Origin of the sequence: Stenotrophomonas sp. SrG (assembly GCF_050031795.1) — a bacterium.
GTDB lineage: Bacteria > Pseudomonadota > Gammaproteobacteria > Xanthomonadales > Xanthomonadaceae > Stenotrophomonas > Stenotrophomonas rhizophila_A.
Map to the genome: position 1 here is coordinate 76256 of NZ_JBNBBE010000005.1, position 19076 is coordinate 95331.

At 69.0% G+C, this 19076-nt stretch carries 16 protein-coding genes; 8 read left to right on the forward strand and 8 right to left on the reverse strand.

The window, feature by feature from the left end:
• Nucleotides 1–4: 4 nt before the first annotated feature.
• Complete coding sequence (locus tag ACQG3P_RS06315; RefSeq protein ID WP_426804541.1) at nucleotides 5–430, reverse strand: hypothetical protein; 426 nt, start codon at nucleotides 428–430, stop codon at nucleotides 5–7.
• A 207-nt stretch (nucleotides 431–637) separates the two neighbouring features.
• Between ACQG3P_RS06315 and ACQG3P_RS06320 the strand changes: the two genes are divergently transcribed.
• The 3 genes from ACQG3P_RS06320 (at nucleotide 638) to ACQG3P_RS06330 (ending at nucleotide 4557) form a co-directional block, all read left to right on the forward strand.
• Nucleotides 638–3118: a DEAD/DEAH box helicase gene (locus ACQG3P_RS06320; protein WP_320458299.1), complete on the forward strand. Its 2481-nt coding sequence runs from the start codon at nucleotides 638–640 to the stop codon at nucleotides 3116–3118.
• A complete protein-coding gene (locus ACQG3P_RS06325; protein ID WP_426804542.1) occupies nucleotides 3115–4158 on the forward strand; it encodes a ribonuclease H-like domain-containing protein in 1044 nt (347 codons plus the stop codon). Before ACQG3P_RS06320 ends, ACQG3P_RS06325 begins: the two co-directional genes overlap by 4 nt.
• Nucleotides 4159–4230: 72 nt before the next feature.
• Nucleotides 4231–4557, forward strand: a complete 327-nt coding sequence (locus ACQG3P_RS06330) for an I78 family peptidase inhibitor (protein ID WP_426804543.1) — start codon at nucleotides 4231–4233, stop codon at nucleotides 4555–4557.
• Nucleotides 4558–4597: 40 nt separating this feature from the next.
• Here ACQG3P_RS06330 and ACQG3P_RS06335 read toward each other — a convergent pair whose 3' ends face one another.
• The 3 genes from ACQG3P_RS06335 to ACQG3P_RS06345 all read right to left on the reverse strand — a co-directional run bounded on the left by ACQG3P_RS06335 (nucleotide 4598) and on the right by ACQG3P_RS06345 (nucleotide 8081).
• Nucleotides 4598–6457 carry a M56 family metallopeptidase gene (locus ACQG3P_RS06335; protein ID WP_426804544.1) on the reverse strand — a complete coding sequence of 620 codons (1860 nt, stop codon included), beginning with the start codon at nucleotides 6455–6457 and terminating at the stop codon, nucleotides 4598–4600.
• A 3-nt stretch (nucleotides 6458–6460) separates the two neighbouring features.
• Nucleotides 6461–6847 (reverse strand): BlaI/MecI/CopY family transcriptional regulator, encoded by a 387-nt coding sequence (locus ACQG3P_RS06340; RefSeq protein WP_093535329.1) that lies wholly within the window; start codon nucleotides 6845–6847, stop codon nucleotides 6461–6463.
• 133 nt (nucleotides 6848–6980) lie between these two features.
• Nucleotides 6981–8081: an SDR family oxidoreductase gene (locus ACQG3P_RS06345; RefSeq protein ID WP_426804545.1), complete on the reverse strand. Its 1101-nt coding sequence runs from the start codon at nucleotides 8079–8081 to the stop codon at nucleotides 6981–6983.
• A 176-nt stretch (nucleotides 8082–8257) separates the two neighbouring features.
• On the opposite strand from ACQG3P_RS06345, the gene ACQG3P_RS06350 reads away from it, so the two are divergent.
• Nucleotides 8258–8599, forward strand: a complete 342-nt coding sequence (locus ACQG3P_RS06350; RefSeq protein WP_093535333.1) for a hypothetical protein — start codon at nucleotides 8258–8260, stop codon at nucleotides 8597–8599.
• A 22-nt stretch (nucleotides 8600–8621) separates the two neighbouring features.
• Here the strand turns inward: ACQG3P_RS06350 and ACQG3P_RS06355 are convergent, their stop codons facing one another.
• Nucleotides 8622–9692: a DNA topoisomerase IB gene (locus ACQG3P_RS06355; protein WP_426804546.1), complete on the reverse strand. Its 1071-nt coding sequence runs from the start codon at nucleotides 9690–9692 to the stop codon at nucleotides 8622–8624.
• Between the two features lie 135 nt (nucleotides 9693–9827).
• Between ACQG3P_RS06355 and ACQG3P_RS06360 the strand changes: the two genes are divergently transcribed.
• From ACQG3P_RS06360 to ACQG3P_RS06370, 3 genes are all read left to right on the forward strand, one after another.
• Complete coding sequence (locus ACQG3P_RS06360; RefSeq protein ID WP_068848170.1) at nucleotides 9828–10235, forward strand: I78 family peptidase inhibitor; 408 nt, start codon at nucleotides 9828–9830, stop codon at nucleotides 10233–10235.
• Between the two features lie 165 nt (nucleotides 10236–10400).
• Entirely contained in the window at nucleotides 10401–14855 is a 4455-nt protein-coding gene (gene gltB, locus ACQG3P_RS06365) for a glutamate synthase large subunit (RefSeq protein WP_426804547.1), read from the forward strand.
• 16 nt (nucleotides 14856–14871) lie between these two features.
• Nucleotides 14872–16317 carry an FAD-dependent oxidoreductase gene (locus ACQG3P_RS06370; RefSeq protein WP_068848166.1) on the forward strand — a complete coding sequence of 482 codons (1446 nt, stop codon included), beginning with the start codon at nucleotides 14872–14874 and terminating at the stop codon, nucleotides 16315–16317.
• A gap of 38 nt (nucleotides 16318–16355) precedes the next feature.
• On the opposite strand, the gene ACQG3P_RS06375 is transcribed toward ACQG3P_RS06370, so the two are convergent.
• Nucleotides 16356–16628, reverse strand: coding sequence for a hypothetical protein (locus ACQG3P_RS06375; RefSeq protein ID WP_095362439.1), 273 nt, complete (start codon nucleotides 16626–16628; stop codon nucleotides 16356–16358).
• Between the two features lie 135 nt (nucleotides 16629–16763).
• Here ACQG3P_RS06375 and ACQG3P_RS06380 point away from each other — a divergent pair, with 135 nt between their 5' ends.
• Nucleotides 16764–17642, forward strand: a complete 879-nt coding sequence (locus ACQG3P_RS06380) for a methylglyoxal synthase (RefSeq protein ID WP_426804548.1) — start codon at nucleotides 16764–16766, stop codon at nucleotides 17640–17642.
• Here ACQG3P_RS06380 and ACQG3P_RS06385 read toward each other — a convergent pair.
• Both ACQG3P_RS06385 and ACQG3P_RS06390 read right to left on the reverse strand, forming a co-directional pair.
• Nucleotides 17561–18163 carry a hypothetical protein gene (locus ACQG3P_RS06385; protein ID WP_426804549.1) on the reverse strand — a complete coding sequence of 201 codons (603 nt, stop codon included), beginning with the start codon at nucleotides 18161–18163 and terminating at the stop codon, nucleotides 17561–17563. The genes ACQG3P_RS06380 and ACQG3P_RS06385 overlap by 82 nt on opposite strands.
• Before the next feature lie 95 nt (nucleotides 18164–18258).
• Complete coding sequence (locus ACQG3P_RS06390; RefSeq protein ID WP_068848160.1) at nucleotides 18259–19038, reverse strand: M48 family metallopeptidase; 780 nt, start codon at nucleotides 19036–19038, stop codon at nucleotides 18259–18261.
• Nucleotides 19039–19076 lie beyond the last annotated feature (38 nt).

Here is a 19076-nt window from a genome sequence, read left to right on the forward strand (position 1 = left end):
CGGCTCAGTCCCCCGTCGGCACCGCGCAGCCCTGCTGTGGATCACAGAACTGCAGCGCGCGGCGCTGCTGGGCTGCATCCAGCCCCGGCGGCGGGCGCGCGATGGCGGACTGGATCGGGTCCGGTGCGCGAGTCAGGGTATGCAGCCCCTGGGCGGTTTTTGCGATGCCGTAGTTGATGCCCATCATCAAATAGCCGCCGCGCATGCCCACCTCCTGCAGCGAAGGGGGTTCGTGCCAGGCGCGGTTGAACGCGTTGGGTTCGGGCTGCACCGGGGATTTGAAGCGGTACAGGTCCACTGGCACGTCGTCCTCGGGCTTGAGCGCGCGCACCTCGCCCAGCGTGGTGACGCAGGCGTCCGCGCTGTCGGCGGGTTCGCCGCGATCCTGCTGGGCCTGGGCCGCGTTCGCCAGCAGCAGCCCGGCGATCATCGTCGTTGTTGCCATCCCTGTGCGTAATGCCACGTGTCGTCCTGTCAGCAGCGTCCAGCGCGCAGCATACGAAGACCGCCTTCAGATTTCGTTGCCCGTGCCCGACAGCAGTGCAGGCGCTGAATCATTCACCCGCCCGGCCGGCGATGTCTCAACCGCTGAGACGCGATTGTGCTTCCATGGCGTCCTTTGCAGACCGTTGTACCCATGGCCTACGAACTCGCCAAGCGCACCGAAGATGCCGAGCGCCGCCTCGCGACCACCGACGGGCTGCCCTCGCGCAACGGTGCCCTGCTCACCGCGCGGCTGCAGCAGCGCTACGCCGACCGCATCACCGGCAGTTTCACGATTCCCGGCCGCGAAGGCCGCTACGCGCCGATCCCGGCCGATGTGCCCGCCGCGCTGACCGCCGCGCTGAAGGCGCGGGGCATCGAGCAGCTGTACAGCCACCAGGCCGAAGCATGGGAGGCTACCCAGCGGGGCGAGCACGTGGCCATCGTCACCCCCACCGCCAGCGGCAAGTCGCTGTGCTACACCCTGCCGGTGGTCAGCGCTGCCATGCAGGGCAAGGCCAAGGCGCTGTATCTGTTCCCGACCAAGGCGTTGGCCCAGGACCAGGTGGCCGAGCTGCTGGAGCTCAACCGCGCCGGCGACCTGGGGGTCAAGGCGTTCACGTTCGACGGCGACACCCCCGGTGACGCGCGCCAGGCGATCCGCCTGCACGGCGACATCGTGGTCTCCAACCCGGACATGCTGCACCAGGCCATCCTGCCGCATCACACCAAGTGGGCGCAGTTCTTCGAGAACCTGCGCTATGTGGTGATCGATGAGGTGCACACCTACCGCGGCGTGTTCGGCAGCCATGTCACCAACGTGCTGCGCCGGCTCAAGCGGATCTGCGCCTTCTACGGCGTGTCGCCGCAGTTCATCCTGTGCTCGGCCACCATCGGCAACCCGCAGGCGCATGCCGAAGCGCTGATCGAGGCACCGGTCACCGCCGTCACCGAATCCGGCGCGCCGACCGGGCCCAAGCACGTGCTGCTGTGGAACCCGCCGGTGGTCAATGCCGACCTGGGCCTGCGGGCCTCGGCGCGTTCGCAGAGCAACCGCATCGCCCGCATCGCGATCAAATCCGGGCTGAAGACGCTGATCTTCGCGCAGAGCCGGTTGATGGTCGAAGTGCTCACCAAGTACCTGAAGGACATCTTCGACCACGACCCGCGCAAGCCCCCACGCATCCGCGCCTACCGCGGCGGCTACCTGCCCACCGAACGCCGCGAGACCGAACGCGCCATGCGCGCCGGCAACATCGACGGCATCGTCAGCACCTCGGCGCTGGAACTGGGCGTGGATATCGGCAGCCTGGACGTGGTGGTGCTCAACGGCTACCCCGGCAGCGTGGCCGCCACCTGGCAGCGCTTCGGCCGCGCCGGCCGACGCCAGCAGCCCGCCCTTGGCGTGCTGGTGGCCAGCTCGCAGCCGCTGGACCAGTACGTGGTGCGGCACCCGGACTTCTTCGCCGAGGCCTCGCCCGAACACGCGCGCACCGCCCCGGACCAGCCGTTGATTCTGTTCGACCACATCCGCTGCGCCGCGTTCGAGCTGCCGTTCCTGGCCGGCGACCCGTTCGGGCCGATCGACCCGCTGGTGTTCCTCGAAGCGCTGGCCGAAACCGAGGTGGTGCACCGCGAAGGCGACCGCTGGGAGTGGATCGCCGACAGCTACCCGGCCAACGCGGTGAGCCTGCGTTCGGTGGCCGACGGCAACTTCGTGGTGGTCGACCGCAGCGACGGCAAGCAGCAGATCATTGCCGAGGTGGATTACTCCGCCGCCGCGCTGACCCTGTACGAAGGCGCCATCCACATGGTGCAGTCCACCCCGTACCAGGTGGAGCGGCTGGACTGGGAAGGCCGCAAGGCCTACGTCACCCGCACCCACGTGGACTACTACACCGACAGCATCGACTTCACCAAGCTCAAGGTGCTGGACCGTTTCGACGGCTGCATGGCCGGCCAGGGTGATTCGCACCACGGCGAAGTGCACGTGGTGCGGCGCGTGGCCGGCTACAAGAAGATCCGCTACTACACCCATGAAAACATCGGCTACGGGCCGGTCAACCTGCCCGACCAGGAACTGCACACCACCGCGGTGTGGTGGCAGTTGCCGCAGGGGCTGCTGCTGACCGCGTTCGATTCGAAACAGGAAGCACTGGATGGCTTCCTGGGCGCGGCCTACGCGCTGCACATCGTCGCCACGGTCGCGGTGATGGCCGATGCGCGCGACCTGCAGAAGGCGGTGGGCAATGGCGACGGCGCGTGGTTCGCGGTGGCCGACCAGAGCGGGCGTGGCCAGCTGCGCGGCGCCGAGTTCGATGCCAGCGCCATCGAACTGCAGCAGCAGTTCGTACCCACCGTGTACCTCTATGACAACTTCCCCGGCGGCGTTGGCTTGAGCGAGCCGTTGTGGCTGCGCCAGGCCGAGCTGCTGCAGCGCGCGCAGGAACTGGTGCAGCGCTGCGACTGCAAGGCCGGTTGCCCGGCCTGCGTGGGCCCGGTGCTGGCCGGCCAGGAAGACGACGCCACCACGCCCAAGGCGCTGGCGTTGAAGGTACTGGCGCTGTTTGACGAACAGGCGCTGCCACCTGCCAGCGCACGTGCGCAGCACGAGGCCGAGGTGGTGCCGTTTTGAGCCTGAGCCTGGACAAGCTGCGCCTGCTGCGGCGCCAGGCCGGTGATGCCACGCCGCGCCCGGCGGCGGCCGAGCCCGCTGCCGCGCCTGCACCCGCAGCGCCGGTGGCGGCCAACGATGCGCAGGCGCGCCGGCCCGCGCCGGATTCGGTGTTCGCCTGGGTGGAGCAGGAAATTCGCCACAAGCCGACCGGTGCGAGCGCCCCCGTGCCGGCACCGCCACCGCTGCGCAAGCCCGATGTGGGTGGCCTGCACCGGCTGCTCGGCCTGCGTGATCGCGGCACGGCGGCGGCGCGACCGCGCGCGAGCGCACAGGATCGGCATGTGCCGGGTGAGGAGATCGCACCGGGCCTGTTCCTGATCGAATCGTTCCTGCCGCAGGCCATCCCGACCCAGCCGCTGTCGCTGGCCTTCGCCAAACGCGACGGCGAACAGGTGCAGCCGCAGGACCTGATGTTCTTCGATACCGAAACCACCGGCCTGGCCGGCGGCACCGGCACCCGTGCCTTCATGATCGGCGCGGCCGACTGGCACCGCGATGCCGCGCGCGGCGACGGCCTGCGCATCCGCCAGCTGCTGATGACCACTATGGCCGCCGAGACCGCGATGCTGGCCGAGTTCGCGCGCTGGCTGCAGCCCACCACGGTGTTTTCCAGCTACAACGGCCGCTGCTACGACGCACCGCTGCTGAAGACCCGCTATCGACTGGCCCGCCAGCGCTGCCCGATCACCCCGCTGGACCACGTGGACCTGCTGTTCCCCACCCGCCGCCGCTACCGCGGCACCTGGGAGAACTGCCGGCTGGCCACCATCGAGCGCCGGCTGCTGCAGATCGTGCGCGAAGACGACCTGCCCGGATCCGAAGCCCCCGCCGCGTGGCTGAACTACCTGCGCGGCGGCAGCGCGGTGAACCTGCGCCGGGTGGCCGAGCACAACCACCAGGACGTGGTGACGCTGTCGCTGCTGATGCAGCGGTTGGTGGCCGAGGAGCGGCGCGAGCGGGAAACCCTGGCGCTGGAAGGCGGCCCCGTCCGCAGCTGAGCGGGCCGTTGACACCCCGTGCAGCCGCGGCGGTGCAAGCTGGCCGCACTTACCCGCTCACGGAGACTGGCCATGCGTATATCCCTGCTGTTGCTTGCTTGTGCCCTGCCGCTGACCGCGTGCAGCACCCCGCCCAAGAGCAGCACCGATCCGGCCGTGGTCGACCCGGTGCCGCATGTCGCTGATGGAGGCACCATGAAGTGCAATCCCGACGTTCTCGAGCAGTTCAATGGACAGAAGGCGACCGAAGCGCTGGTCAAGAAGGCGGTGGCCGCCAGCGGTGCAAAGAACGCACGCGTGGTGAAGCCGGGCATGGCCGTCACCATGGACTTCCGCGAAGATCGGTTGACGATCAACGTGGACGCAGACAACAAGATCGAACGCATCGGTTGTAATTGACCGGCGGCGGGGTGCCCGGGCATACGCCCGGGCATCGCCGTTACCTCAGGCGCTGCGCGGTGCCATCAGCCAGTGCCTTGTCGAACGCCTTGCGCACGTCGCGGGCGATCTGGGCCGAAGCGATGCTCTGCTGCTGCGCCAGGCCTGACTGCTGGCGGGCCAGTTCGGCCTGCTGGCGGGAAATCTCGGCAATCCGGCGGTGGTCCACCGCTGCCGCAGCGTCCGCCTTGGCGCGCTGCGCCGCGCGTTCGGCCAGTGCGGCATCGCCCTTGCGCGTACGCGCGGCATTGTTGGCCATTTCCGCCGCATCCATCGACTCCATCGCATCGCGGCTGGCGCGCATCGCTACCTCGGCAATGCGCTCGCCCAGCTCACCCTGCTGCTCGCCCAGTGCGCCCATGCGGTCGCCCAGCGCGCCCTGCTGCTCGCCCAACCTGGCCACCTGCTGCTGGGCCTGGGACAGCGACTTCAGCAGCGCGGGATCGCGCACGAGGTAACGCTCGTTGCCGACGCGCACCCACAGCGCCGGGTCGCGACCCTGTACATCACGCTGTGCCTGCTTGAGGTCGGCCATCGAGGCATCGACGAAGTTGTCGCCGCCGCCCATCAGCACGAAGGCCTGGCGCGGCTGGTGCGAGAGGTCCAGACGACCGTGGGTGATGGTGGTGGTACTGGTGCTGGTGCTGCTGCTCACACTGTCCGGGTGCGGCGGCAGTGCGGGTGCGGCCGGGGGCGCCGGTGCACGCGGTGCGGCGACCGGGCGCGGTGACGATGCCGGAGGTGGCACAGCCGGGGCCGCTGGCGCGGCGACGGCCGCCGGCACAGACGGTGCGGCCGGAACCGCAGGGGCAGCAGGGGCAGCGGGAGCGGCCAGCACCGGGGGTGCTGGCGGCGGGGGCGGAACCGCAGCCACCAGCCGCATCGGCGCCACCCCGATCACCACGAACAGCGCCGTGATCGCCAGCGAGGCCACGCGCGGGAAACTGCCGGTCTGTTGAAGGGTAAGCAGGCGGCGCTTGAGGCTGCGGAAGTTGGGCGAGGCACTGGCCACGCCCACCGCCGGTCGCGGCGCCACGCCCAGCTGCACCAGCAGGCGGCCGTAGTCGTGGCGGCAATGCCCGTGCCCGGCCACCACCGCGCTGTCGCACGCCTCTTCCCGGGCCAGCGCGTATTCGCGCACGGCCACGTGCAGCAGCGGGTGGAAGAACAGCAGGTGCTGCGCCAGCGCGGGCAGCAGCCCGAACCACAGGTCGCGGCGCTGCAGGTGGACCAGCTCATGGGTCAGCGCCATGTCCAGGTCATCGGCCGCCATCGCCGGCAGTTCACGTGCGGGCAGCAGCAGCACCGGGTTCCACGGGCCGATCAGCTGCGGCGAACGGATCCGCGCGGACAGCTTCAGCTGTGGCGCGCGGGCAAGCCCGTGCGCTTCGGCGGCCAACTGCAGCGCCTGCTGCAGCCCGGCGTCGGTGCAGGGCACCGCATGGCGGACCAGCGCGCGGCTCTGCCGGTAGGCACGCAGGCTGTGCACCACCATCAGCAGCACGCCTGCCGCCCACAGCGCGAACACCACGCTCTGCCAGGACAGCGACGCAGCGGTCGGCGCGACGGTCAGGGTATCGATTGCCATCGGCGCCAGCGTCGTCGGCGCCTGCACCATCGGCTGGGCCACCAGGGTGGCGTTGTCGATGCCCGGCGCCGGCAGTACCGCCAGTTCGAGCGGGCTGCTCCAGACCAGACCCAGCACGGCCTGCAGGGCCACCAGCCACCACAGGCGGCAGCGCGTGGCGGCGGGCAGCCGCGGCAGCAGCCGGCACACGCCCCACACCAGCGCCACCAGCAGCGCGCTCTGAACGCTGGTCCATGCAAGGCGAGTCAGCAGTTCCATCATCAGGGTGTCCATGGCTCAGCCCTCCCGCTTGCGTGATTGCAGCTGTGCGACCAGCGCTTCCAGTTCGGCCAGTTCGCTGTCGCTGACCTCGGCCTTGTGCGACATGAAGGCGACGAAGGGTGACACCGAGCCCTGCAGTGTCTTCTCCACGAAGCTCGCCACCGCGCCCTGCACCACGCTGTCCTGCTCGCCGGTGGCGGAGTAGCGGTACACGCCCTCGACCTGCTGGCGCTGGAGATACGCCTTGCCCCGCAGGCGCTCCATCATGGTCAGAACGGTCGAGCGGGCGAGGCCACGCTCCTCGCCGAAGCCGGCCGCCACTTCGCCGACGCTGGCGTCGTCCTGTTCCGCTATGTACTGCAGCAGGGCCAGTTCCTGGTCCCCGATGGTCTTGCCGCGCATGGCACACTCCGTTGACTACACGTGTCGCCACCATGCCCGTGACTACAGATGTCGTCAAGTGCCGGACGGTCGCAGCCGACGAACGGTAATGCGGAAGCCGCCGCGTCGCATGTCGTCCCCTTCTGCCTGGCCTTTACCCCTTCGGACCGCCCATCACCGGCAGGATCACCCCGCTGATGTAGCTGGCGGTGATCGGCGAGGCCAGGAAGACGTAGGCCGGCGACAGTTCCTCCGGCTGTGCCGGCCGGCCCATGTCGCTCTCCTTGCCGAATTCGGCCACGTCCGGTGCCTGCTTGTCGGCCGGGTTGAGCGGGGTCCACACCGGGCCGGGGGCCACCGCGTTGACGCGGATGCCACGCGGCAGCAGCTGGCTCGCCAGCGCCTTGGTGAACGCATGGATGGCGCCCTTGGTGGACGAATAGTCGATCAGCGCCTTGCTGCCGAACAACCCGGTTTCCGAACCGGTGTTGATGATGCAGTCGCCCTCTTCCAGGTGTGGCACTACCGCGCGCGCCATCTGGATGTAGCCGCCGATGTTGGTCTGCAGGGTTTCCTGCAGGTGTTCGTCTTCAAGGTCTTCCAGGCGTTCGCAGTGGAGCTGGAACGCGGCATTGTTGACCAGGATGTCGATGCCGCCGAACGCCTTGGCTACCTGCTTGACGGCCTTGTTGCAGAACCTGGGATCGCGCACGTCACCGGCGATCACCACGCACCGGGTGCCTTCGGCGTCCACGTGCTGGCGGGTGACCTCGGCGTCGTCGTGTTCGTCCAGATGCAGGACGGCCACATCGGCGCCTTCGCGGGCGAACAGCACCGCCACCGCGCGGCCGATACCGGAATCGGCGCCGGTGATGATGGCGCGCTTGCCCTTGAGCTTGCCGCTGCCGACGTAATCCGGCGCCAGGAAGCGCGGCGCCAGATGCAGTTCGTGTTCGTTGCCCGGCTTGGCAATGTGCTGCGCCGGCATGGTTTCAGGCTGCTTGCGGCTGCCGGCCTGGGTGGCCTTCTTGGTGGCTTTCTTGCTGGCCTTCTTCGCCGCGGCGCGCGCGTCCTTGGCCTTTTCCTGGTCCTGAAGGCGGCGCTGGCGGGCGGCCACGCGCGCAGCGCGCGGGTCGGTGGCGGCGGCCTTGCGGGTAGCGGTCTTCACCACCGGGGTGCGCGTGCGCGTTGCCTTGGGCTCGGCGGAGGTCGCGGCGGGGGTCGTACGTTTGCGGGTTTTCTTGGCCGTGGCCATGGTCAACTCCTTCGTAGCATTTGCCTCGAGGCGGGTGGAGGGCGAGGCAAGGGCAGTGTGGCGGCCGGGCCGGTCGCATCCGGTGAATGACATGTCGCCATGACGTGTACGGCTTCATCCGCCGCATACGCACGCAGCGGCATCGTGGGCACCAGAATCCCCGTTGGAGCCGCGCCATGTTTCGTCCCCTGCTTGCCGTTGCCGCCGTGACCCTTCTTTCCGCCTGCAGCAGCACACCGGTGGCGCAGGTGCAGCCGATCGACGGCGTCATCTCCGGCCAGTGCCATGTCGACAAGGTGCGTGGCGCCGTGGGCCTGGCCGCGTCGGCCGCCACCATCGAGCGCGCCCGCGTGGACAGCGACAGCCTGCAGGTCAACGTGCTGCGTGGCCAGCGCACCGAAAGTGGCCCCACCGCCAGCGGTGCGGCAAATCCCAGCCCGGGCGCGGAGAGCGGTGGCGAACGCCTGACCATCGAGACCGGCCGCACCAACAACATCACCGCCATCTACTGCGGCTGATGTCCTGGCCCGGATCGCGCCCTCAGCGCGCGGTCCCGGCCTTGGCCTTCTTCACCGTGCGCCGCGCGCTGCGCAGGAACTTCAGCGTCGCCTGCTCCCATTGCCGCTCGCCGCGCAGGCCGGCCAACCGCGCCAGCGACCCGCTGCGCCAGCCGTCGAACACGCTGGGATCGATGTAGGCCTTGCGGCACACCGAGGGCGTGTTGCCCAGCAGCGTGGCCACCTCGCATACCACTTCCTTCTGCAGCGCGGCCAGCGCGCGCTCGCTGGGCGACTCTGGTAGTGCCGTGGCGGCGAAGTGGCGCAGCGCGGCCACCGTGCCACCCCAGGTGCGGAAGTCCTTGGCGCTGAAATCGGTGCCCATCGCATCGCGCAGGTAAGCGTTGACCTGGCCCGAATCGACCGGCTGCAGCGCGCCGTCATCATCCCGGTACTGGAACAGGGCCTGCCCCGGCAGCTGCTGGCAGCCCTTGATCAGGCCCACCAGGCGCGTGTCGTCGATGTCGACCTCATGCTGCTGGCCGGACTTGCCCCGGAAGCGCATGCGCGCGCGCCCGCCCTTGACCAGCTCCAGGTGGCGGTTGCGCAGGGTGGTCAGGCCGTAGGAGCGGTTGTCGCGGGCGTACTCGGGGTTGCCCACGCGGACCAGGGTTTCGGCCAGCAGCGCGACCACGATCGCCAGCACCTTGTCCTGCGGGAAGCCGGGCAGCTTGAGATCGCGGCGCAGGCGGCGGCGCAGCGCCGGCAGCGCCTCGCCGAAGGCGATGACCCGGTCGAACTTGCCATCGCCGCGCACCCGCGCCCAATCCGGGTGGTAGCGGTACTGCTTGCGCCGGCGCGCGTCGCGCCCGGTTGCCTGCAGGTGGCCGTTGGCCAGCGCGCAGATCCACACATCGGTGTATGCCGGGGGGATGGCCAGCGAGCGGATCCGGGCCAGGGTGGAAGCGTCGCGGACCGCGTGCCCGTCGGCGTCGCGGTAGCTGAAGCCCTTGCCGGCGCGGCGGCGGGCGATGCCGGGCAGCTCGTCGGTGACATAGCGCAGGCCGGCGTCGCGGGCTGCGGTGGCTTCGGGGGTGGCAAGGCGTGCGGGCATGGAAGCAGGGCGACGGAACGGGCCTGCAGTGTGGTGGGTGGCGCGACGGCGCCGCGTCAATAACGCAACACAAACACCTCACACCCGCCTTGACGATATGCTCCACGGTTTACCGCCTGGAACTCCGGAGTCTCGATGTCGTCCTTCTCCTTCCGCCGCCCGTTTGGCCCCACGATCCTGGCTGCCGCCCTGGTCCCCACCCTGCTGTTGCTGGGCGCCTGCAAGGCCCCGCCGATGGACGAACAGGAAGCAGCGGGTACCCACGCGCAGAAGGCCGCCGAAGAAGTCGCTGCGGCGCCCGCCGACACCACGGCCAAAGCCACCGAGGCACCGCCGGTCGGCAACTGCGATGCCAACCAGGTGCAGAGCCTGGTCGGCCAGCCCTACAGCGACGCCATCGGCGCGCAGGCGCAGCAGGATGCCAGCGCGCGTCAGCTGCGCGTGCTCAAGCCAGATGACATGACCACCATGGAATTCGTCGGCGAGCGGCTGAACATTGAAGTCGATGAAAAGGGCGTGGTCACCGGCCTGCGCTGCGGCTGAATTGGGCGCACCGGACGCGGGTTTTCGAGGGGTTTGGTTGCGCGTGCAACCGTGTATTGCGGCGTTGCAACAACTGTGATCTAGTCGAAGCATCCGGTGCCTCCAGATGCGCTCAACGGATTGAGCGGGGACGAGTGTCGCCGCTCACCCGACTTTGAGGCAGAGATGGCCCCCCGCAACCGCCAAGGGCTTTACGACCCACAAGACGAACGCGATGCCTGTGGTTTCGGCATGGTGGCGCAACTGGACGACCAGCCGTCACGGCTGCTGGTCGACACCGCGATTGCGGCGCTGTCGCGCATGACCCACCGCGGCGGTGTCGCCGCCGACGGTGTCACCGGTGACGGCTGCGGCCTGTTGCTGCGCCGCCCCGAAGCGTTCCTGCAGGCACTGGCCGCCGAAGCCGGCATCACCCTCGGCAAACTGCATGCGGCCGGCGTGGTGTTCCTGCCGCACGACGATGCCGCCGCCCAGGCCTGCCGCGACACCCTCGAACAGCAACTGCGCGACGCCGGCTGCCAGCCGCTTGGCTGGCGCGTGGTGCCGACCGATCCCAGCGTGTGCGGCCAGCTGGCCCGCGATACCCTGCCCCACATCGAACAGGTATTCGTCGATGCCGGCCATGGCCAGGACGAAGCCGCCTTCACCCTGGCGCTGTTCCTGGCCCGCCGCCGCAGCGAACAGCAGCTGCGCGAACATGCCGATTATTACGTCACCACGCTCAGCCCCAACGCGATCAGCTACAAGGGCATGGTGCTGCCGGACAAGCTGAGCCGGTTCTACCCGGACCTGCAGCGCAATGACCTGGCCTCCAGCGCCATCGTGTTCCACCAGCGCTTCTCCACCAACACGCTGCCGCGCTGGCCGCTGGCGCATCCCTTCCGCATGCTCGCCCACAACGGCGAAATCAACACCATCGAAGGCAACCGGCGCTGGGCACAGGCGCGCAGCAAGGTGTGGAAGACCCCGCGCTTCGACATCGGTGAATTCAACCCGGTGATCTCCATGCACGGCTCGGATTCGCAGAGCCTGGACAACATGCTGGAGCTGATGGTCAGCGCCGGCATGGAACTGATCCAGGCGCTGCGCATCCTGGTGCCGCCGGCGACCCAGTCGCTGGAGTTCAAGGACGCCGACCTGGCCGCGTTCTACGAGTTCTACGGCCTTAACAGCGAACCGTGGGACGGCCCTGCCGGCATCGTCGCCTGCGATGGCCGCTATGCCGCCTGCACGTTGGACCGCAACGGGCTGCGCCCCGCGCGCTGGATGCTCACCTCCGACCGCCACTTCCTGGTGGCGTCCGAAGCGGGCGTGTGGGAAGTGCCGGCCGAACGCGTGGTGCGCAAGGGCAAGCTGGGCCCGGGCGAGATGATGGCCATCGACCTCAAGCGCGGCGACCTGCTGGATTCGGATGCCATCGACCGCATCAACCGTGGCCGCGCGCCGTACAAGCAATGGCTGCAGCAGGGCGTGACCTACCTGCAGACCGAACTGATCGACCCGTCGCTGGTGGAAGAGCCGTTCGACGAACGCACCCTGCGCAGTTACCACAAGCTGTTCCAGCTCAGCACCGAGGAAGTGGAGCAGATCCTGCGCCCACTGGCCGAGACCGAGCAGGAAGCCACCGGTTCGATGGGCGATGACACCCCGATGGCCGTGCTCAGCCAGCAGAGCCGGCCGCTGTACGACTACTTCCGCCAGGCCTTCGCGCAGGTCACCAACCCGCCGATCGATCCGTTGCGGGAAGACTGCGTGATGTCGCTCACCACCCAGCTCGGCAAGGAGACCAACATCTTCCATGCCGGCGCGGAGACGGTGAACCACGTCATTCTCAATTCGCCGGTGCTCAGCCAGCGCAAGCTGCGCCAGCTGATCAAGATGCCGCAGTACGTGGACCGCAACCGGCTCATCGACCTCTCCTACAGCCTGGACGAAGGGCTGAAGGCCGGCATCGAGCGCATCTGCGCCGAAGCCGAAGCGGCCGCGCGCGAAGGTATCGTCATGCTGCTGCTCAGCGACCGTTACCCGGTGGCGGACCGGCCGATGGTGCATGCGCTGCTGGCCACCAGTGCGGTGCACCACCACCTGTCCAACGCCGGGCTGCGCTGCGACGTCAACCTGATCCTGGAAACCGGCACCGCGCGCGACCCGCACCACATGGCCTGCCTGCTCGGCTTCGGCGCCACGGCGGTGTACCCGTACCTGGCCTACCAGACCCTGTTCGACCTGGGCCGGCGCGGCATCCTGCAGCTGAAGAAGGGCGGCGAGCAGTCGCAGATCGGTCGCAGCTACCGCAAGGGCATCTACAAGGGCCTGTCCAAGATCATCTCCAAGATGGGCATCTGTACCGTGGCCAGTTACCGCGGCGCGCAGCTGTTCGAGATCGTCGGCCTGGACGACGAAGTGGTCGACCTGTGCTTCCCGGAAACGCCCTCGCGCGTGGCCGGCGTGGGCTTCTCGCGTCTGGACGACGAGGCACGCGAGCTTACCGTGCGCGCCTGGAACGACCTGCTGCGCCCGGAGGTGGGCGGCGTGCTCAAGTACGTGCACGGTGGCGAATACCACATGTACAACCCGGACGTGGTCATGACCCTGCAGCGCGCCGCGCGCAGCGGGGACGCCGCCGACTGGCAGCGCTACTGCGAAGCGGTGCACGGGCGCCCGGTATCGGCCCTGCGCGACCTGCTGCAGCTCAAGGCGGCGCCGACGCCGACCCCGCTGGATGAAGTGGCCCCAGCCGAAGACCTGTTCCGCCGCTTCGACACCGCCGCGATCAGCCTGGGCGCGTTGTCGCCGGAAGCGCATGAAGCACTGGCCATCGCCATGAACCGGCTGGGTGGGCGCAGCAATTCCGGTGAGGGTGGCGAAGACCCGGTGCGCTACGGCACCAACAAGCGCAGCAAGATCAAGCAGGTGGCCTCGGGCCGCTTCGGCGTCACCGCCGAATACCTGGTGAATGCCGAAGTACTGCAGATCAAGGTGGCCCAGGGCGCCAAGCCCGGCGAAGGCGGGCAGCTGCCCGGGCACAAGGTCAACGAACTGATCGCGCGGCTGCGTTATGCCAAGCCGGGCATCGGCCTGATCTCGCCGCCGCCGCACCACGACATCTATTCGATCGAAGACCTGGCCCAGCTCATCTACGACCTCAAGCAGGTCAACCCCGATGCACTGGTGTCGGTGAAGCTGGTCTCGCATGCCGGCGTGGGCACCATCGCCGCCGGCGTGGTCAAGGCCGGTGCCGACCTGATCACCGTGTCCGGCCATGATGGCGGCACCGGTGCCAGCCCGGTCAGCTCGATCCGCTACGCCGGCGTGCCGTGGGAACTGGGCGTGGCCGAATCGCACCAGGCGCTGGTGGCCAATGACCTGCGCGGGCGCACCCTGCTGCAGACCGATGGCGGCCTGAAGACCGGGCTGGACGTTATCAAGGCCGCGCTGCTGGGCGCGGACAGCTTCGGCTTCGGCACCGCGCCGATGATCGTGCTGGGCTGCAAGTACCTGCGCATCTGCCACCTCAACAACTGCGCCACCGGCGTGGCCACCCAGGACGAGCGCCTGCGCGCGCAGTATTTCACCGGCCTGCCCGAGCGCGTGGAGAACTTCTTCCGGCTGCTGGCCGAGGAGGTGCGCGGCTGGCTGTCCTACCTGGGCGTGCGCTCGCTGGACGAGATCGTGGGCCGCACCGACCTCCTGCAGCAGCTGGACGTCGCCCCGCGTCCGGGCGTCAAGGTGGATCTGTCGCGCCTGCTCAACCCGGCCCAGTACGGCGGCAGCCACTGCGCCGCGCAGCGCCTGTACGAGTCGCCGGACAGCCTGGCCACGCAGATGGATGGCCTGCTGGCCCCGGCCATTGCCGGCAAGCTGGGCGGCGAACACCGCTTCCTGATCCATAACACCGACCGCTCCATCGGCTCCCGCCTGTCCGGCGCCATCGCACGCGCGCATGGCAACCAGGGCATGAGCGATGCGCCGCTGACCCTGCGCTTCCGTGGCACCGCCGGGCAGAGCTTCGGCGCGTTCAACGTGGGCGGCCTGCAGCTGGAAGTGGAAGGCGAAGCCAACGATTACGTGGGCAAGGGCATGGCCGGTGGCCGCCTGGTGGTACGCCCGCCGCGCGGCGCACGCTTCGAAGCGCGCAACACCGCCATCATCGGCAACACCTGCCTGTACGGCGCCACTGGCGGTGAGCTGTTCGCCGCCGGCCGCGCGGGCGAACGCTTCGGCGTGCGCAACTCCGGCGCGCTGGCGGTCATCGAAGGCGCCGGCGACCACTGCTGCGAGTACATGACCGACGGCATCGTGCTGGTGCTGGGCAAGGTGGGCCTGAACTTCGGTGCCGGCTTCACCGGCGGGTTGGCCTACGTGCTGGATATCGACCGCGACTTCGTGGACCGCTACAACCACGAACTGATCGACATCCACCGCATTTCGGCCGAAGGCTTCGAGAACCACCGCCAGCACCTCCACACGCTGATCAGCCGCCACCGCGAGCTCACAGGCAGCATCTGGGCCCAGCAGATCCTGGACGAGTTCCGCGATTACGTGGGCAAGTTCTGGCTGGTCAAACCCAAGGCCGCCAGCATTGAATCGCTGACCGAATCGCTGCGCCGCGCCGCCTGATTTCCTGGATTCCCCTATGAGCCGCAAGCACGCCTTCCAGTTCCTCGACCTGCCCCGGACCATGCCGCAGCGCATTCCGGTGGAACTGCGCACCTCCGGCGACTGGGGTGAGCTGTACGGAAAATTCGGCAAGGAAGATGCCCAGTACCAGGCCGGTCGCTGCCTGGACTGCGGCAACCCCTACTGCAGCTGGAAGTGCCCGGTGCACAACGCCATTCCGCAGTGGCTGCAGCTGGTGCAGGAAAATCGCATCCACGAAGCGGCCACGCTGTGCCATTCCACCAACCCGCTGCCGGAAGTGTGCGGCCGGGTGTGCCCGCAGGACCGCCTGTGCGAAGGCAGCTGCACGCTGGAGGAATTCGGCGCGGTCACCATCGGCGCGGTGGAGAAGTACATCGTGGATACCGCGCTGGCCACCGGCTGGCGGCCGGACATGGCGGCGGTGGAAAGCACCGGCAAGCGCGTGGCGGTGATCGGCGCCGGCCCGGCCGGCCTGGCCTGTGCCGACCGCCTGGCGCATGCCGGCGTGCAGGCGGTGGTGTACGACCGCTACGAACAGATCGGGGGCCTGCTGCAGTTCGGCATTCCCAGCTTCAAGCTGGACAAGTCGGTGATCAGCCGCCGCCGCAACGTGCTGGAAGGCATGGGCGTGCAGTTCCGGCTGGGCGTGGAGATCGGCCGCGACGTGACCCTGGAAACGCTGCTGGCCGACTACGACGCGGTGTTCGTCGGCACCGGTGCCTACCGCTATACCGATGGCGGGCTGCCCGGGCAGGACCTGAAGAACGTGCTGCCGGCGCTGCCGTTCCTGGTGCAGAACAGCCGCATCGTCAGCGGCAGCGATGCCCACGGCCGGCCGATCGCCGGCTGGGAAGACACGCTTGCCCTGCCCGACCTGGAGGGCAAGCGCGTGGTGGTGCTGGGCGGCGGCGATACCGGCATGGACTGCGTGCGCAGCGCGGTGCGGCTGGGTGCGGCCCGGGTCACCTGCGCCTACCGCCGCGACGAGGCCAGCATGCCGGGCTCGGCGCGCGAGGTGGCCAACGCCCGCGAAGAAGGCGTGCGCTTCCTGTTCAACCGCCAGCCGCTGTCGATCGAGGCCGGTGCCGATGACGAAGCGATCGGCGTGACCGTGGTGGAAACCCACCTGGGCGAGCCCGATGCACAGGGCCGGCGCAACGCGGTGCCGATCGAGGGCAGCGAATCGCTGCTGGAAGCGGACGTGGTGATCATCGCGTTCGGCTTCTCGCCGACCGCGCCGGCATGGCTCACCGCGCAGGGCGTGGAGGCGGGCAACAACGGCCGCATCCTGGCCGGCGGCCAGGGCCGGCTGCCGTTCCAGACCGCCCACCCGCGCCTGTTCGCCGGTGGCGACGCGGTGCGCGGTGCGGACCTGGTGGTGACCGCCGTGGCCGAAGGCCGCGATGCGGCAGCGGCAATCGTGGAACTGATCACCGCCTGACAGCGGTCACCGGGCACACTGGCGCCGGCCATTTGGATTCAAGCGGCGGCCCGGACCCCGGCGCGCTCGATTTCCAAGGCCAGCAACAGCTGGATCTCATCCAGCTGGTCGCGGATGCGGGCATTGCCCGCATCGTCGGCGTGGTCGCATTCGATATGCGCATCCAGCATGCGCGCCAGCCCGACCAACAGGACGTCGGCATCGCCGTGGGCCGCATGGCGCAGCAGGCGACCCAGCGCGCGGATGCGGGCGCCGCGGTCGTGGGCCAGCGTCTGCACCGACGGTGCGTTGCGGGGAGCGGAGAGAGGCATGGGGGGACTGTCCTGATTGACCGGCTGATGGCGGTCAATGTCGGTTATGGCCCCGGTAGACGGCTATGCAACTTTTACGAATTGTCGTGAAGGGCTGGTAATGTCGCGGATGCCCCACTCTCCCGGATGATTCCCATGCGCATCGGCCTGGCTGCCAATCGGCTGCACCACCACGACAAGCACGCCGCCCTGTTCCGCTGGCTGCGCGCCAGCGACACCGGGCTGCGCGAGCTGGGCGTGGAGCTGCATGCGGTCGGCCGCACCTATGACGCCATCCAGCGGCTGGGCTTCCTGCCCGATTTCGCCACCCTGCGCCGCTACCCGAACGGCCGCGAGGGCGGCCTGATGAAGCTGGTCGCCGAGGTGGTGGGCATGGGCACGCCCGAGCGGACGCTGGATGGGGCGATCTACCTGATGGACCCGGTCGACCCGTCCTCGGTGTTCCCCGAAGCCACCGCACTCAAGCGCCAGTGCGTGATCCACGGCAAGCCCTTCATCTCCACCGTGGCCACCGCGCGCGACTGGATCGAAGTGGAACGCGTGCACGCCCGCCTGGCCGGCGATCCCGGCGCCGATGACCTGCATGCATTCGAGCAGCACACGCTGGCGCTGATCGCGCACGATGCGATGAAGCCGGCCATGCTGGCCTTCGCCGACGAACACTTCGCGCTGCTCTCGCGCTTCCGCAGCCGCGTGGGCACCGGTACCACCGGCCAGCGCCTGAACGAACTGGCCTGGAGCCGGGGCTGGGCCAGGGACCAGGAGTGGGTGACCCGCTACCAGAGCGGCCCGATGGGCGGCGACGCGCAGATCGCCGACCAGGTGCTGGAAGGCCGCTGCCAGCGCGCGATCTTCTTCGAAGACCCGCACGTGGCCCGCCAGCACGAAGCCGACATCCAGCTGCTGGAGCGCGCGGTCACCACCGTGACCGATCAGGCGGTGTGCATCACCGCCCCGCGCGTGGCCGCACGCTGGGCGCAGGCGGCCACGCTGCGCGCACGCGCTTCGCCCTGATCACGGGGTGGGTATGCATCGCTGGCCACGGCGAAATCATGCGCGCCCTGCCCCCGTCGCCACTCACTGTCGCCACTGCGGCCGCCGGCACTGAGGATGTAGCTGCCGCGCCAGTGGTCGTCGCTTTCACGGCGGTCCATGCCGTGGGTGGCGATGCTGCCCTGGCGCCGTGCGCTTTCGCGGAACAGCAGGCGGAAGCGCTTGCGATGGAACACGCTGCCGTACAGGCCACCACTGACTTCCACCCGTGGCCGTTCGCGGCCGGGCAGCAACCGTAACGGTCCGCTCCCAACGCGGCACTGCACGCACTCGGCCACGCCTTCCACGCGCACCCCGTTCTGCGACAGCATCACCAGGTACACGGCCTCGGCGTGGCGCTCAGGTCCCTGGCCGTAACGGGTCAGCGTCCACACTCCGGACACATCCGGTACGCGCGCACGCAGCATCGCCGCCGTGCCCAGCACGGCGGCAGCCAGCACATTGGTGAGCACATCGAAGGCAACCGAGGCCATCGTCGACATGGGCATTCCGGGTGGCGGCAGAAGCCGCCAGATTCGCGCGCCTCACGCAGCGATCCCATGCAACAAGGTCGAAAGCAGCGACGCAGAAAGCGTATTCAAAGCAGCTGCCGCAGCATCGCCTTGAGCCGCCGCCCTTCCAGTTGGAAGTAATCCCGTTCCTCACGCCACGCCGGGAAGCGCTGTTCCACTTCGTCCCAGAACGCAGGCGAATGATTGGCCTGGATCAGATGGCAGAGCTCATGCACCAGCACGTACTCGAACGCCGACGGCCGCCCCAGCACCAGCGCCAGGTCCAACGCCATGCTGCCATCGGGGGCCAGCGAGCCCCATTGCGAGGACATCACCTTCAGCCGCAGGCGCGCTGGTGCGCGCGGCAGGCTGGGCAGGTAGCGCGGCAGCCACTGGCCGACATCGGCGCGGGTCTGCGCTTCGTAGAACTCGCGCAGCGCGCGCTTCACCGTGGCATCAGTACCGCGGGCCGGCAGGTGCATGCACACGCCGGTGCCGTCCAGCTCCAGGTGCGCATAGCGGCCGGTATCCCACCGCAATGGCAGCAGTTCGCCACGCAGCGGCAGCACGCCGGGTTCGCCGATCACCAGCGGCGGTGGCAGGTTCTGCGCCTGGTAACTGCGCAGCTGCGTGGACAACCAACCGCGGTGCTGTTCGAGGAAACGTTCGCCCATCACCAGGCTGGCGCGCGGCGGCAAGGTCAGCCGCACGCCGCGTTCGTCGACACTCAGTTTGATCCGGCGGGCACGCGGATCGCGCACGCGCAGCACGTCGATCTCGGCATCCTCCAGGCGCAGGCGCACGGTGTCGCGCTGCAGGGTGGGGGCAACGGCCGGGGAGATCAGGCGGCGGAGGAATCCGGGCATGGGTACAGCATAACGCCCGTGGTGCGCGGGATATGACT